The organism is Mycobacterium riyadhense, from assembly GCF_963853645.1.
Lineage (GTDB): Bacteria > Actinomycetota > Actinomycetes > Mycobacteriales > Mycobacteriaceae > Mycobacterium > Mycobacterium riyadhense.
On record NZ_OY970456.1, the window covers coordinates 2,470,521 to 2,486,232 of the forward strand.

11 protein-coding genes are annotated in these 15,712 nt (G+C 63.6%); 10 read left to right on the plus strand and 1 reads right to left on the minus strand.

The annotated features are described in order from the left end of the window. The first annotated feature begins 157 nt into the window (after positions 1-157). From mutA to AADZ78_RS11335, 4 genes are all read left to right on the plus strand, one after another. Positions 158-2,017, plus strand: a complete 1,860-nt coding sequence (mutA, locus tag AADZ78_RS11320) for a methylmalonyl-CoA mutase small subunit (protein ID WP_085252214.1) — start codon at positions 158-160, stop codon at positions 2,015-2,017. Then, on the plus strand, positions 2,018-4,279 hold the full coding sequence (gene scpA / locus AADZ78_RS11325; RefSeq protein WP_085252215.1) for a methylmalonyl-CoA mutase: 2,262 nt from the start codon (positions 2,018-2,020) through the stop codon (positions 4,277-4,279). A gap of 100 nt (positions 4,280-4,379) precedes the next feature. Then, the gene (gene meaB, locus AADZ78_RS11330) at positions 4,380-5,369 is read left to right on the plus strand and encodes a methylmalonyl Co-A mutase-associated GTPase MeaB (RefSeq protein ID WP_085252234.1); all 990 of its coding nucleotides are present in this window, start codon (positions 4,380-4,382) and stop codon (positions 5,367-5,369) included. Between the two features lie 64 nt (positions 5,370-5,433). Continuing rightward, positions 5,434-6,720, plus strand: coding sequence for a serine hydrolase domain-containing protein (locus AADZ78_RS11335; protein WP_085252216.1), 1,287 nt, complete (start codon positions 5,434-5,436; stop codon positions 6,718-6,720). An 8-nt stretch (positions 6,721-6,728) separates the two neighbouring features. Here the strand turns inward: AADZ78_RS11335 and AADZ78_RS11340 are convergent, their stop codons facing one another. After that, entirely contained in the window at positions 6,729-6,941 is a 213-nt protein-coding gene (locus AADZ78_RS11340; protein ID WP_085252217.1) for a dodecin, read from the minus strand. Between the two features lie 213 nt (positions 6,942-7,154). Here AADZ78_RS11340 and AADZ78_RS11345 point away from each other — a divergent pair, with 213 nt between their 5' ends. The 6 genes from AADZ78_RS11345 to AADZ78_RS11370 all read left to right on the plus strand — a co-directional run bounded on the left by AADZ78_RS11345 (position 7,155) and on the right by AADZ78_RS11370 (position 15,302). Continuing rightward, on the plus strand, positions 7,155-8,696 hold the full coding sequence (locus AADZ78_RS11345) for a glycosyltransferase family 87 protein (RefSeq protein ID WP_085252218.1): 1,542 nt from the start codon (positions 7,155-7,157) through the stop codon (positions 8,694-8,696). Positions 8,697-8,782: 86 nt separating this feature from the next. Next, positions 8,783-10,120 (plus strand): nucleotide sugar dehydrogenase, encoded by a 1,338-nt coding sequence (locus tag AADZ78_RS11350; protein ID WP_085252219.1) that lies wholly within the window; start codon positions 8,783-8,785, stop codon positions 10,118-10,120. Then, positions 10,117-11,136, plus strand: a complete 1,020-nt coding sequence (locus tag AADZ78_RS11355) for an NAD-dependent epimerase/dehydratase family protein (RefSeq protein WP_085252220.1) — start codon at positions 10,117-10,119, stop codon at positions 11,134-11,136. Before AADZ78_RS11350 ends, AADZ78_RS11355 begins: the two co-directional genes overlap by 4 nt. A 29-nt stretch (positions 11,137-11,165) precedes the next feature. Further along, positions 11,166-12,656, plus strand: coding sequence for a glycosyltransferase (locus AADZ78_RS11360; RefSeq protein WP_085252221.1), 1,491 nt, complete (start codon positions 11,166-11,168; stop codon positions 12,654-12,656). A gap of 13 nt (positions 12,657-12,669) precedes the next feature. Then, positions 12,670-13,293, plus strand: a complete 624-nt coding sequence (locus AADZ78_RS11365) for a hypothetical protein (RefSeq protein ID WP_085252222.1) — start codon at positions 12,670-12,672, stop codon at positions 13,291-13,293. A 170-nt stretch (positions 13,294-13,463) separates the two neighbouring features. Next, on the plus strand, positions 13,464-15,302 hold the full coding sequence (locus tag AADZ78_RS11370) for a hypothetical protein (RefSeq protein WP_239656751.1): 1,839 nt from the start codon (positions 13,464-13,466) through the stop codon (positions 15,300-15,302). Positions 15,303-15,712: the final 410 nt, after the last annotated feature.

The following is a 15,712-nucleotide window of genomic DNA, read 5'->3' on the forward strand; positions in this document are numbered from 1 at the left end:
TCGTTTCCCCAGGCTGGCGTTTCGTCACACTCCGGCCTCGATTGCCGCACCTGGGCGCCGATCTGGCCATCTGAATCAATTAGCCTTATTAGTTAAGTGACAATCCCGAAGCAAGCCCAAGCAACATCGCTAATTGCTGCGGAAATAGGAGCAGTCGGTGTCCATTGATGTACCCGAGCTCGCCGACCTAGAACAGGTTCGCGGGCGTTGGCGCACCGCGGTCGCCGGTGTGCTTTCCAAGAGCACCCGTAGCGATCCCGTCGAGCTCGGCGACCACCCCGAGCAGCTATTAGATACCGCGACCCCTGACGGGTTCGCCATCCGGGCGCTCTACACCGCGTTCGACGAACTGCCGGAGCCGCCGTTGCCGGGCCAGTGGCCTTATGTGCGTGGCGGCGACGCACTGCGCGACGTCAAATCCGGCTGGAAGGTGGTCGAGGCGTTCCCGGCGCCCGGTACCGCCCCGGGTGAGGCGAACGCGGCGCTGCTGAGCGCCTTGGGGGCGGGAGTCAGCGCGCTGCTGCTGCGGGTAGGGGAATCCGGCGTGGCTGTGGACCAGCTCGAGGCGCTGCTTGAAGGTGTTTACCTGGGTATGGCGCCGGTGATTCTCGACGCGGGAGCCGACTACACCGCGGCCGCTGACGCGATGCTGGCGCTGGTCGACCGGGTGGACGACGACCAGCGCGCCACGGTGTCGGTAGACCTGGGTGCCGATCCGCTGACGGCGACGTTGAGCGACCGCACCGCTGCGACGGTCGCGGACGTTGTCGCGGTCGCGAAACGCGCGGTTGGCACCCAAGGCGTGCGGGCGATCGCTGTTGACGGGCCCGCGTTCCACAACCTGGGCGCCACCGCTGCGTGGGAGCTTGGGGCCACGATCGCCGCGGCGGTGGCCTACCTGCGGATGCTCACCGAATCCGGCATCTCAGTCCGCGAGGCACTTAGCCAGATCAGCCTTAGGCTAGCCGCTGACGACGACCAGTTCATGACGCTGGCCAAGATGCGCGCCGTGCGCCAGCTGTGGGCGCGGGTCGCCGAGGTCGCGGGCGATCCGGACGGCGGCGCGGCCGTCGTGCACGCGGAGACATCGCTGCCGATGATGACCCAGCGCGACCCCTGGGTGAACATGCTGCGCTGCACGTTGGCCGCCTTCGGCGCGGGCGTCGGCGGCGCCGACACCGTGCTGGTCTACGCGTTCGACGTGTCCATCCCCGGTGGCTGGCCGGGTACGGCAACCAGCTTCGCCCGCCGGATTGCCCGCAACACCCAGCTGCTGCTCTTGGAAGAGTCACACGTCGGCCGGGTACTGGATCCCGCCGGCGGGTCGTGGTTCGTCGAGGAGCTCACCGAACAGCTGGCCCAACAGGCCTGGAGCCATTTCCAGGACATCGAGGCGCGCGGCGGATTCGTCGCCGCCCACGACTATTTGGCCGGCCAGATCGCCGAGCTGGCCGTAAGACGCGCCGACGACATCGCGCATCGCCGCATCGCGATCACCGGAGTCAATGAATTCCCAAATCTCGGCGAAACCCCACTGCCGCAGGGTGATTCACTGCGCAGAGCCGGGCACGTGGTGCGCTACGCTGCCGAGTTCGAGGCATTGCGCGATCGATCGGACGTCTACCTTGCGAAGGAGGACAAACGGCCGCAGGTGCTATTGCTGCCCCTGGGGCCATTGGCCGAAAACAACAGTCGGACCACCTTCGCGACAAACCTGTTGGCATCGGGCGGCATCGAGGCGGTCAACCCCGGAACCGTCGACGCCGAAGCTGTCGGTGAGGCCGTCACAGACGCGGGGTCACCGACGGTAGCGGTGATCTGCGGCACCGACAAGCGCTACGGGGACGAGGCCGCCGACGTTGTCCAGGCAGCCCGAAACGCCGGCATCGAGTGGGTGTACCTAGCGGGACCCGAAAAGGCGCTCGGCAACGCCCAGCACCGTCCCGACGAATATCTGACCACGAAAATCAATGCGGTTGAAACGCTTTCGAATCTGCTTACCCGGTTGGGGGCTTAGATGACGGCCACAGTTCCCGCTATTGGCAATTTCGCCCAAGTTCCGTTGCGCAGCGATCGGACCATAGCACCGCCCACCGAGGACCAGGTGCGACAGCACGTCGCCGCCGCCGCGCGAGCGCACTGGTACACCCCCGAGCAGTTGCTGTGGCACACGCCGGAAGGCATTGACGTCAAACCGGTTTACATCGCCGCCGATCGTGCCGCAGCCGAAGCTGACGGCTACCCGCTCAACAGCTTTCCCGGCGAGCCCCCGTTTGTGCGCGGACCCTATCCGACGATGTATGTCAATCAGCCGTGGACCATCCGCCAATACGCCGGATTCTCCACCGCCGCCGAGTCCAATGCGTTCTACCGCCGCAACCTGGCCGCGGGTCAAAAGGGGCTGTCGGTGGCCTTCGACTTGGCCACCCACCGCGGCTACGACTCCGACCATCCCCGCGTCCAAGGGGACGTCGGAATGGCCGGTGTGGCAATCGATTCCATCCTCGACATGCGGCAGTTGTTCGACGGAATCGACCTGTCGACGGTAAGCGTGTCGATGACGATGAACGGCGCGGTGCTGCCGATCCTGGCGCTGTATGTCGTTGCCGCCGAGGAGCAGGGAGTGCCGCCTGAGAAACTGGCCGGCACCATCCAGAACGACATCCTCAAAGAATTCATGGTCCGCAACACCTACATTTATCCGCCAAAGCCGTCGATGCGGATCATCTCCGACATCTTCGCCTACACCAGCGCCAAGATGCCGAAGTTCAACTCCATCTCGATCTCCGGATATCACATCCAAGAAGCCGGTGCCACAGCGGATTTGGAGTTGGCTTACACCCTTGCTGACGGCGTCGAATACATCAAGGCCGGTCTGGACGCCGAGTTGGACATCGACCAGTTCGCGCCCCGGCTGTCCTTTTTCTGGGGCATCGGCATGAACTTTTTCATGGAGATCGCCAAGCTTCGGGCCGGCCGGCTGCTGTGGAGCGAGCTGGTCGCCGAATTCGGAACCCAAAGCCCGAAATCCAGGTCATTGCGCACCCATTCGCAAACGTCGGGCTGGTCGCTGACCGCCCAGGACGTGTTCAACAACGTCGCCCGTACCTGCATCGAGGCGATGGCCGCGACCCAGGGGCACACGCAGTCGCTGCACACCAACGCGCTCGACGAGGCGCTTGCGCTGCCCACCGACTTCTCCGCCCGCATCGCCCGCAACACCCAGCTGGTGCTGCAACAGGAGTCGGGCACCACGCGGCCGATCGATCCCTGGGCCGGTTCCTATTACGTGGAGTGGCTGACCCATCAGCTCGCCCGGCGGGCCAGGGCCCACCTGGCCGAGGTCGCCGAGCACGGCGGCATGGCCCAGGCCATCAGCGACGGCATACCCAAGCTGCGCATCGAGGAGGCGGCCGCGCGCACCCAGGCCCGGATCGACTCGGGTCAGCAGCCGGTGGTCGGGGTCAACAAATACCAGGTCGACGAGGATCACGAGATCGAGGTACTCAAGGTCGAGAACAGCCGGGTGCGGGCCGAGCAGCTCGCCAAACTGCAAGAGCTGCGCCAAAGCCGGGACCAGTCCAAGGTCGACGCCGCGTTGGCCGAGCTGAGCCGTGCCGCCGCCGCCCACGGCCGTGCCGGTGCAGACGGACTGGGCAACAACCTGATGGCCCTGGCGATCGATGCGGCCCGCGCCAAGGCCACCGTCGGCGAGATCTCCGACGCGCTGGAGAAGGTATACGGACGTCACAAGGCGGAGATCCGTACTATCGCCGGGGTCTACCGTGACGAAGTCAAAGGAGGCGGAAACATCGCACCGCTTTCTCAAGCCACCCAACTTGCGGAGAAGTTCGCCGAGGCTGACGGTCGCCGGCCGCGCATCCTGGTAGCCAAGATGGGCCAGGATGGTCACGACCGCGGTCAGAAGGTGATCGCAACGGCCTTCGCCGACATAGGGTTCGACGTCGACGTCGGGTCGCTGTTCTCCACGCCCGAGGAGGTGGCGCGCCAGGCCGCCGACAACGACGTGCACGTGATCGGTGTTTCTTCACTGGCCGCGGGGCATCTCACGCTGGTGCCCGCGCTCCGCGACGCGCTGGCTGAGGTGGGCCGGCCCGACATCATGATCGTGGTCGGTGGCGTCATCCCACCCGGTGACTTCGACGAGCTGTACACCGCCGGGGCCGCCGCGATCTTCCCGCCCGGGACGGTGATCGCCGACGCCGCAATCGGTTTGCTGCACAAGCTCGCCGACCGGCTTGGGTACACGCTGGGCTAGTGTGCGGCCAACTTTTTCCCGCGAGCGTAACGCCACGGCGAAATTCCACGCATTTTGTCGCCGTGACGTTACGCTCGGCGCGTTCAACGAGGCGGGCGCAGTGACATCCGAAAGCAACGACACGGTTGAGCAACTGGCGGCCGCAGTGCGCAGCGGCGATCGCGCGGCACTGCCACGGGCCATCACGCTGGTGGAGTCCACCCGCGCCGACCACCGTGAGCGGGCACAGCGGCTGCTGCTGGCGTTGCTGCCGGAATCCGGGAAGGCGCATCGCGTCGGCATCACCGGCGTCCCGGGGGTGGGCAAGTCCACCGCCATCGAAGCGCTCGGCGTGTACCTCATCGAACAGGGACACCGGGTGGCGGTGTTGGCGGTCGACCCGTCGTCAACCCGTAGCGGCGGCTCGATCCTGGGTGACAAGACCCGGATGGCCCGGCTGTCAGTGCATCCGGATGCCTACATCCGACCGTCGCCAACCTCGGGCACGTTGGGCGGGGTGGCAAAGGCCACCCGGGAGACCGTTGTCCTATTGGAGGCAGCCGGTTTTGACGTGATTCTGATCGAAACCGTGGGTGTAGGTCAGTCTGAAGTCGCGGTGGCCAACATGGTCGACACCTTCGTGTTGTTGACGCTGGCGCGGACCGGTGATCAGTTGCAGGGCATCAAAAAGGGCGTGCTGGAGCTGGCCGACATCGTGGTGGTCAACAAGGCCGACGGGGAGCACCTGCGCGACGCGCGGTTGGCCGCTCGGGAGTTATCCTCGGCGATCAGACTGATCTATCCACGCGAAACACTGTGGCGGCCACCAGTTCTCACCATGAGCGCGATCCAGGGGAGCGGCCTGACCGAGCTATGGGAAACCGTCGAGCGGCATTGTCAGGTGCTGACCGACGCCGGCGAGTTCGAGGCCCGCCGGCGTGACCAGCAGGTCGACTGGACCTGGCAGATGGTACGTGACGCGGTCTTGGACCGGGTGTTGTCCAACCCTGCGGTGCGAAAGATCCGCGCCGACATCGAGGCCCAGGTGCGATCGGGGGCGTTGACCCCGGCCATGGCGGCCCAGCAAATACTGGACACGGCGTCTTCCTAACGGAAAGGTAAATTAATCTTTGTTTGCCATTCGACACGTGTGAAGTCGACGTAAATTCAACCTCGTGAAGGTTGACACCCGAGTCGATCGCCGTGCGGTCCCTCCCCACGATGCCCTTGACGCGGGTCATCGTGTGTCCGGCGCGGCGGACTCAAACTTTGCTTGCGTCGTTCGTGCCTTTGCCAAGATGTTTCCCAATCGCCGATTCGGTGGCGGGGCGCTGGCGGTATATCTCGACGGACAACCCGTCGTCGACGTGTGGACGGGCTGGTCCGACCGAGGTGGCAAAGTTCCATGGGCGCCAGATACTGCGCCGATGGTGTTTTCGGCAACCAAGGGATTGGCTTCCACCGTTATCCACCGACTGGCCGACCGAGGGCTGATCGACTACGACGCGCCCGTTGCTGAGTATTGGCGGGAGTTCGGCGCCAACGGCAAGGCGGCGCTGTCCGTTCGTGACGTGATGCGGCACCAGGCCGGGTTGTCGGGCTTGCGCGGCGCGACGCAAAGAGACTTGCTGGATCACGTCGAAATGGAGGAGCGATTGGCGGCGGCGGCTCCCGGACGCCTGCTGGGCAAACCCGCGTACCACGCGCTGACCTTCGGATGGCTGATGTCCGGGCTGGCGCGGGCGGTGACCGGCAAGGGGATGCGGATGCTGATCCGCGAGGAGCTTGCCGAGCCATTGGGCACTGACGGCCTGCACCTGGGCCGGCCGCCCGCGGAGGCGGCCACCCGGGTCGCCGAAATCATCATGCCGCAGAACATTTCCGGACATCCGTGGCTCAACTATGCGGCATACAAGGTCGCCGACCGTCTGTCCGGTGCATTCCGTTCTATGTACTTCCGTGGCGTCCTGGCGGCTGTGCGCGGCGAGATTCCGCTGCTGGACGCTGAGATGCCGGCAGCCAACGGGGTGGTGACGGCCCGCGGCCTGGCCAAAATGTACGGTGCCATCGCCAATGGCGGCGAAATTGACGGCACTCGGTTGCTCTCGCGCGGGATCGTCGCGGGGCTGACCGGCCGTCCGAGCCTGCGGATGGACCGAAACCTCCTGGTGCCGTTGTCGTTCCATCTCGGCTACCACTGCGTGCCCTTCGGCAACGTGATGCCAGGCTTTGGCCACGTCGGGATGGGCGGGTCTGTTGGCTGGGCCGACCCGGCTACCGGAATGGCCTTCGCGTACGTGCACAACCGGCTGTTGTCGCCGTTCTTGGTGGCCGATCACGTCGGGTTGGCCACCCTGGGCAACCTCATCCGGCAAGGTGTCGCGCGTGCCCGCAGACGCGGCTTCGAGCGGGTAAGCGAGTTCGGGGCGCCGTTCGCCGAGCTGGGAGCCGTGGCGGGCTAACCGCCGTACTAAGAATCTTCCAGACGGAAGCCGACTTTCATCGTCACCTGGAAGTGCCCAACGGCGCCGTCCACCAGGTGACCACGAATCGACTCCACTTCGAACCAGTCGAGGCCGCGCATGGTCTGCGCCGCACGCTCCAGACCGTTGCGGACAGCCGCGTCAACGCCCTCGGGAGAGGTTCCGACAATCTCGATCACGCGGTAGGTGTGATTACTCATCGTGTCCCCTTAGGTTCCTTTTCGGGCCAGCGGCGCTGAGGATAGCCCGCGCCGACAACCTGGTGGGGGAACTTTCGCCGGTGTTGTGGACCGCTCGTCAAGACTTTTGAATCTCGGGTCGCGAGGCACGCTATTGGGCTAAACTGCCGAGCGGCTGCGTTGGGGGCGCGCCCTGGTCCTGGCACCCACAGCTCGAGAACGGGGGAGAATTCCGTGAAGCGACCCGTAGCGGTTGTGCGGGGTGTGAAGTCGGCGATCCGACAACGCTATGTCGTGATCGTCGGCCAATCCGAGCGCAGCCTCCTGCTCGGCATCGTCCTGGTGGCCACGACAATTTCGGTGGTGACGGGATTTGTTCTCACCCAGTACTACTCGATCGACGTCCCTTCCTCGCTGATTTTTGTCCCGCATGACTGCTACCTGGATTGGGGGATGAACGTCGGCCGACACTGCTTCAGCGACTACACGATGCCGGTGACCCTCGGGTTGCGGTCCAATCCGTGGGAGCCCTACCCGGCATGGACCTCAGCCGACCACGTGCCGTTCCAGAACAACTACCCGCCCGCAGGGATGGTGCCGCACATGGCCTTTGGGTTGCTCGGTCAATGGCTGCACGCGCCGCGAATCGGGTTGCTCGGCTACCTGCTCGCGTTGTCGATGGCTGTCTTTAGTCCTGCCGCGTGGGCCTCGCGCAGTGGACACGGCTACGAGCGACTGGTCATCTTCATAGCGTGCGGCATCGCGGCCATCCCAGCATGGATGGCCATCGATCGAGGTAACTCCGTGGGGTTCGTCGTGCCGATCGCGCTGGTCTATCTGGTCGCCCTGTGCCGCGGCCGGTGGAGACTCGCCGCGATCATGATCATCCTGGCGGCGCTGGTAAAACCGCAGTTCGTGGTGTTGGCGGTCGTACTCTTCGCGGCTCGGCAATGGCGGTGGGGCGGTATCGCGGTGGCCGGTTCGGTTTTTTTCAACTTTGCCGCATATCTACTGTGGCCACACGACTTCCCGCAGACGGTCATGCAATCGATGCACGGTACCGTCGAGGCCGGCGCGTTCCAGCGACTCGTTGGGGGGATCAATGTGTCGTTCGGACGGGTGGTCCTGCTGTTCCCCGATTACATTGCGGCGAGAGCCAACGGCGGCACGATACCGGATGGCTTTCTCTTGGATCTGCGATCGCTCGTCGGGTACGTGATCCTCGTCGGTGTCGTGGCCGCGGTGATCGCTCTTGGACGCCGCATTCCCCCTGTCATGGCGGGGATCGTCGTACTGACTACGGCGTCGCTGTTCCCCGCCCTGACTCACCCCTACTATCTGGTGTTCGCGCTACCGATCGCCGCGCTGGTGGTCCGGGACCCGGACGGACCGCCCGGATCCGGAATTTTCGACCGGTACGCCACGGTCGGCGGCCGCCGCCGCGCAGTTGGAGTGTTGGTGACGATCGCCACGGCCCTGAGCATCGCCCACATGATCGTGCCGGGCTCGTCATACCATGGGAAGATCGTGGGGCAGTTGGGGCTGCCGGGAATCGAGGTCGTGACCGAACCGATGCTTTCCAGCACGCTGCTGCTGGTGCCAATCCTGTGGCTGATCGCCACCGTGGCAGTCATCGTGTCGTACCTGCGCAAGCCTGCCTGCGTACTCCCAACTGAGCCGTCTCGGGAATCCGAGGAAGCCCCGGATAGCTGGCCGCCCAAAGCCGAGTTGATCGCAGAGTTGCGAAATCCCAGGTCGTCGAGCCTTGAAGTGTGAAATGCTGTATCGCGCGGCTCCGATTGCCACCGGCGCCACCGGAAGATCGGCCCTAACAGGTAGCGGCGGAAATCGCCACTCTTTGAATGGCGATCTCTTACGGTCCAACACGCAATATCGATCTACGTAAGGAATTTGCCTTGGGTGCAAACGTGGGGGAAAACGGATCAACTGCACCATCTGAACGCATCTGCATCATCGGCGGCGCCGGCCATGTCGGCCTGCCGCTCGCCCTGGTGCTGGCCGACGTGGGTTTCAACGTCGATATCTTGGACACCAACGCCGAGGCATTGAAAACCATCATGGCCGGCCGGATGCCGTTCATCGAGAACGGCGCCGAAGACCTGCTGAAGCGCCTGTTGCCGACGGGGCGTATCTGTGCGACCACGGATTCATGGGCAGTCAGGAATGCCGACATCGTGATCTGTGTCGTTGGGACACCGGTCGACGAATACCTGACCCCGCAGGCGCACGCGTTCTTTCGCATCATCGACGAGATCAGTCCCTACTTCCACGACGAGCAGACCCTCGTTCTGCGAAGCACTGTCTACCCGGGACTGACCCAACGCGTCCACGACCTGTTCCAGGAGCGCGGCATTGGCGTTCATGTGACGTTCTGTCCGGAACGCATCGCACAAGGGCACTCAATTCGCGAGCTGCGGATGATTCCCCAAATCATCAGTGGATTCGACGACGAGGGCGTTCGGGTGGTCCGCAAGTTATTCTCGCGGATTACCAGCGAGATCATCGAGGTCGAGCCGCAGGAGGCTGAGCTGGCCAAGCTGTTCTGCAACAGCTACCGCTACATTCAGTTCGCGGTCGCCAACCAGTTTTACCTGCTCAGCCGTGAAGCGGGACTCGACTTCGATCGCGTCCACCATGCGGCGACGTACAAGAATGGCCGGGTCGACAGCATGCCGAAAGCCGGACTGGCGGCCGGGCCGTGTCTGCTGAAGGACACCATGCAGCTCGCGGCCTTCAGCAACAACAACTTTATGTTGGGCCACGCGGCCATGCTCATCAACGAAGGCCAGCCGCAGTTCATCGTCAACATGCTCAAGCGTCGGGTGAACCTGCGCGACAAGACCGTTGGCATCCTGGGCATGACATTCAAGGCCGACTGCGATGACACGCGCGACTCACTCAGCTTCAAGCTGAGGCATCTGTTGATCCTCGAAGCCAAAGAAGTGCTGCTGCACGACCCGTTCCTGGAGGGCAAGGATTACCACCCGCTCGACACCGTCGTGGAGCGGGCCGATGTGTTGGTCGTCGGTGTGCCCCACTCTGACTACCGCGATCTCCGGGTGCCGCGGGGCAAGATAGTCGAAGATGTCTGGGGCTGCCTGGATGTCAGCGAGCTTGACGAAGACGCACGCAATGGCGCGTACTTGGTGACTCTGGGGACGGGAGCAGCGGTCCAGTGAAGGTACTCGTAACCGGCAGTGCGGGATTCATCAACGGCTACGTTGTCGACGAGCTGCTTCGCGCCGGCCACGAAGTCGTCGGGATCGACAACTACTCGAAGTACGGCAAGGTCTCGAAGAGCTACGACGATCACCCGCGCTACCACTTCGTCGAGGGCGACGTCAAAGACGTTGATCTGATGTTCAAGCTGGTCGAGGGCTGCGACCAGATGGTGGCCAGTGCGGCCCGCATCGGCGGCATTACCTACTTCCACGAGTATGCCTATGACTTGCTGGCCGAAAACGAGCGCATCGCGGCGGCGCACTTCGATACTGCGATCTATGCATACAAGAAGGGCTGGCTCAAGAAGATCAACGTGATTAGTTCGTCGATGGTGTTCGAGAACGCGTCTGTGTTCCCGACGCCGGAGAAGCACATCACCGAATGCCCGCCTCCGACAAGCACTTACGGCTTCCAAAAACTGGCCTGCGAGTATTTTGCGCACGGCGCCTACGAGCAATACGGTCTTCCGTACACGATCATTCGCCCGTTCAATTGTGTGGGGACGGGCGAGCAGCGGGCGCTGGGTGGGCGCGAAATTCCAAGCGGCAACGTCAAACTCGCGATGAGCCACGTTGTGCCGGATCTGATCCAAAAGGTAGCCAAGGGCCAAGACCCGCTGCACATCCTTGGGGATGGCACTCAGGTGCGCCACTACACCTACGGCGGCGACCTGGCCAGAGGCATTCGCACCTGCATGGAGCATCCGGCCGCGCTCAACGACGACTTCAACCTCTCCACCCCTGAGGCCACCACGGTGGTGCAACTCGCCGAACTGATCTGGCGCAAGATGCGTCCCGACACACCCTTTCGCTACGAAAGCGATCCGCCGTTCGAGCACGACGTCCAGCTACGCTCCCCGGAGGTGCACAAGGCATCCGAGGTGCTCGACTACTCGGCGACCACCTCGCTGGATACCATGCTGGACGAGGTCATACCCTGGGTCGTCAATGCCGTTGCGGCGGGAACCATCTGACATGGGTCGGTGCTACCCACAACGACGCCATGCGAGGTGACCCCGACCTGAAGCAGCTCTACCGCAATCGCTTCGGACACGCGCGGGAGTCGCGATCTGCCATCTGGGGTGTACTGGTTCGCAACTTCTTCCAAGCCCGGATCAGGCGCAGCGATACGGTGGTCGATCTGGGCTGTGGGTATGGCGAATTCCTGAATCACGTGCGCGCCGCCCGCCGAATCGGCGTCGATCTGAATCCGGACAGCGCCGCCATGCTTGAGCCTGAGGTCGAGTTCCACAAGGGTCGCGCCGACGACCTCGGCTTCCTCGAGGATGGCTCGGTGGACGTCGTCTTCACCAGCAACTTGTTGGAGCATCTGCAGACCAAGGCAGAGGTTGAGCGGACCATCGCCGAGGCACGCCGGGTGCTCAAGCCGGGCGGGCAGCTTATCGCAATGGGTCCGAACATTCGATTCGTCCCAGGCGACTATTGGGACTTCTGGGACCATGCGGTGCCGATCAGTGATCGTTCACTGATCGAGCTACTGAAGTTCAATCAGTTCGACATCATGGAGTCCTACGACCGTTTCCTGCCGTACACGTCGTCGTCGCCTTGGCCGCAAGCGCCGATCTTGGTGCAGCTGTATCTGGGGTCCAAAATGGCGTGGCGGATGTTCGGCAGGCAGTTCGTGATCCGCGCCCGCAAGCCGCGATCGGAGACCGCTGACGAGCGCCTGATCAGTGTCGTCATTCCGGTGTACAACGAGGGCGAGAATATTCAAGTCTGCGTCAGGCGGCTCACGGAGGCGTTAGCGGACACACCACACGAACTGCTGGTGTGCTACGACTTCGACGAGGACACCACGCTGCCGGTACTTGCCGCCATGCCCGACAAACCGACCACCGTGCGGCTGGTCCACAACTCGCTGGGCAAAGGTGTGGCAAATGCGCTGATCGCCGGCTTCGCCTCCGCACGTGGCGACGTGGTCGTCACCAGCATGGCCGATCTGTCGGATCCTCCTTCGGCAATTCCGCTGATGGCGGCCAAGATTCGGGAAGAGGGAGCCGACGTCGTCAGCGGGTCTCGGTATATGTCCGGCGGCTCCCAGCATGGCGGACCTCGATTGAAGACCTTGATGTCACGGACCGCGGGACTCAGCCTGCACTACGTGGGTCGGCTACCGACCCACGATGCCACCACTAACTTTCGTGCATACAGCCGTCGTTTTCTCGAGGATGTCCCGGTGGAGAGCGTGCGTGGGTTCGAAGTCGGCCTGGAGCTCACGACAAAGGCGCATCTGCTGGGCTATCGCATCGACGAGGTCCCCAGCAGTTGGCATGACCGGACCGCCGGCACCAGCAAGTTCGATCTGGTCGGTTGGCTCCCTGCGTATCTGCACTGGTACGGGCTGGCCATGCGGGGCCCGATGCTACGTTGGACCGGCGGTGGGGTGGCGGCGCTAGCAGCCGCACAGCTCACGCGCCGACGTGGGCTCGGGAACCGTCGGAGTTGGGCGCGAAAGGCTATGTCGTTAAGGTGAATTGGAGCGACCGATGAGCGCGTGGCGCCCGGCGCCTGTCTTCCAGACCTATCAGGCTCTCACACCAATGCTCGATGGCCTGAATGGCAAATCACCCGCTAAGGGGCCGCAATTCGTGCTGTCCCGGTCGTCAGCGGCCTCACCCGCTACCGGCCTCGACGGCCGGCTTGGCGTGCAGGAATCGCTCAAGTATTCGCGCGCGCTGCTGTGCAACTACATCCTGAGCGGCATCGAGGACCGCTGGGCGCTCTTCACCCGCACCGGACCCCACGGCGGGCCCCTCACCAAGCTGTCGGAGATCCCTGTCCAGGAGCGTGAGGCGATCAAGGTTCCCGTCCCTTGCGGACCGGACAAAGGGGTCCTGATGGGAATCGATCTGGATCTAAGTGTGAAAGACCTGCTCTTCCAGGGAGAGGTCCTTCCGTTGACCACCCTCACGCTCGTGGTCGATGGGGTCACCTATCGCCTCATAGCCAAGAACGCAGCTGAGCCATTTCTGGTCAGCACCCCTGCTTCGGTCGCTGGCACGAACCTGCAGATCCACGCCCAAAGGATCGGCGTCGGTCGCAGCATAAACCTAGATCAGCCTTTCGCCACCGCACGACTGCGCTTCTACGAGATGCCTGTCGGGCCGTAGCCGCTGTGACTGGCCGGCGGCGGCGCGCGCCAACAGAACTGCGGCCAGCAGGTGAAAGTGGGATTGCTAGTTTGGCGGTGACTGTGGTGGCAGAGCGCTTGGAGCGCATCAGAACGTGGTCTTCGAACACGACGTGGGGCTCAACTCGTTGGCAACGGGGCCTTGCGGCCGTGGTCGCCGCATTGGTCATAGCGCCGCAGTCCTCGGTCGAGGCCAGCGTCGGTCTCGATCCATCCTGGGAAGCGGTCGTCGCGCTGGCCCCGATCCAGCACATTCCCTGGGGTCCTGGGGTGGTGTTCACCTACGGTCCCCTCGGATACCTCCAAACCACCGCCTACTACTCGTTCGGTCAGGCAGTGCTCGCCACGGTCTACCAGTTCTTCGTCGTCGCTGCGCTATTCCTTGGGATCGCCGCGGTGCTGAGGCAGCGTTGCAGATCGATGACGTCACTTATCGGTGCGTTTTTTGCCACCTGGATGGCGGCCATTCTCCAAGTGGGTCATGGAACCGCGTTGGGCATGATGTATCCCGAGTTGGTCATTCTCGCGGCGTTCACCTGGGCATCGATCCCGATCCTGCAGCAGGACCCCAAGCGGTCGACGGTCCTCATCACCTGCTGTGTGCTGGGCGCCGTCTCAGGGCTGCAACTACTGGTGAAGTTCAACACCGGCCTCACTGTCCTGGTCATCGCGCTGGTCGCGTCGTTGTTGCTTGGCTGGCGCGCTATGGGGCGGCATTGCGCCACGGTGGCCACGTTCGCGGCGTCAGCCGCTCTTGGGTGGGTCCTGACCGGCCAACGAGTGGGGAACCTGACCGCCTGGCTCACGTCCAGCAGTGAAATCCTTTCGGGTTACAACGGGTCGCAAGCATTGCCCCTCACGCGGTTGGCCGTCCCGGCGCTCGTGTTGAGCGCTGCGTGGATCACGGCGCTATTCGTGACGTTTGTGCGTGGCGTCCCGCAAATTCCGCGCAGCTTCGTGCTTCTCGTCGGCGTGCTAACCCTGATCACCTTCAAGAGCGCGTTCGGACGGTTCGACATATGGCACTTCAGCATGTTGCTGGGTGTGATCGTAGTTGCGGTGGTGCTCGCTCCGGGTCTTCCTACGCGGCGACGTGTGTGGGTGCTGGTTGCGGTCGTGTTCGTCTTCGCATTCAATGACGGGGCCCTCCTTATCGTCCGCCGGGTCGAGACTGCCGTGCAGGGGCCTGCGCAGTCGATCGACCGCCTACTCACACTCGCCGTGCCGGGACGCGTGGAGCAACGGATCGAACACGCCAAGGCGAATCAGCGTGCGACATACGTCGTCCCGGAGCGCTTCATCAAAACCATTGGCTCACAAACGGTTCACATCGACCCCGACGAGACGTCGGTCGTGTGGGCCTACGACCTCGCGTGGCGTCCGGCGCCGGTGTTCGCAACCTACTCGGCGTACACGCCGTCGCTCGATCGCCTGAACAGCGATAGGCTGGCCGAAGGACCTGAGTTTGTCCTATCGCGCGTGTCCGCCAAGTTGCCTGCGACCGGTATCGACAATCGGCTCGGCACGCAGGAGTCACCACTGTATTCGCGTGCGCTGCTGTGCAATTACACGCTCAGCGGCGTCGAGAACCACTGGGCGCTGTTCACCCGCACCCGCTCCCGCTGTGGACCGCTCATCCCACTATCGGAAGTCCATGTCGGCAACAACAATTCGGTCAGAGTCCCGGCGCCAAGCGGGTCCGACATAGCGATCCTGGCGGCGATCGATCTGGAGCCGACTGTCGTCGACCGACTCTTCGACGGCACTATCGTTCCGCTGACCACTTTCGCGGTTGTGCTCGACGGGGTCAGCTATCGCCTTGTTGCAGGAAATGCGGCCGAACCATTTCTTCTTGTCAGCCCGGCCTCGGTCGACGGCACCAACCTCGACATCCACGCGCACAATATCGGCGTCGGCCGTACCCGGTCCCTGGGTCAAGATGCCGTGCATGCTCGTGTGCGCTTCTTTGAGATGAGCGTTCGATCGTGACCGACTTGGTCGATCTGGACTTGTACTCCGGTGGGGGAGAGCGTGTCGCGACTGTCTCTGCGACGTTGCGCGACGACGCGAGTTCAGGGTTGCCGGTCCAGGGTGGCGCGGCCGAACCCGCAGAGCGGTGCCACACCGATAGCTGTAGAACACGCGGACCTCGCGGTGCGCGATCCCCGGGATCGGGGCACTGTAAGCGCTACGGTCAACCCGTCGGAACCCCCGTGACAGGCCCGCATCGGATGGTACTCTCCCCCCATCGCACTTCGGTGGGGAGACCTCGTCGCTGTGTAGGTGGGGGTGCGAAATGAGCGGTGCCTATCGATGGTGCGACGCTGGGGAGGACCAGGCATCGATCTGGTGAACGGAAAAGGAGTTGATCATCAAGACTCGACCAGAAACGGGGCGGC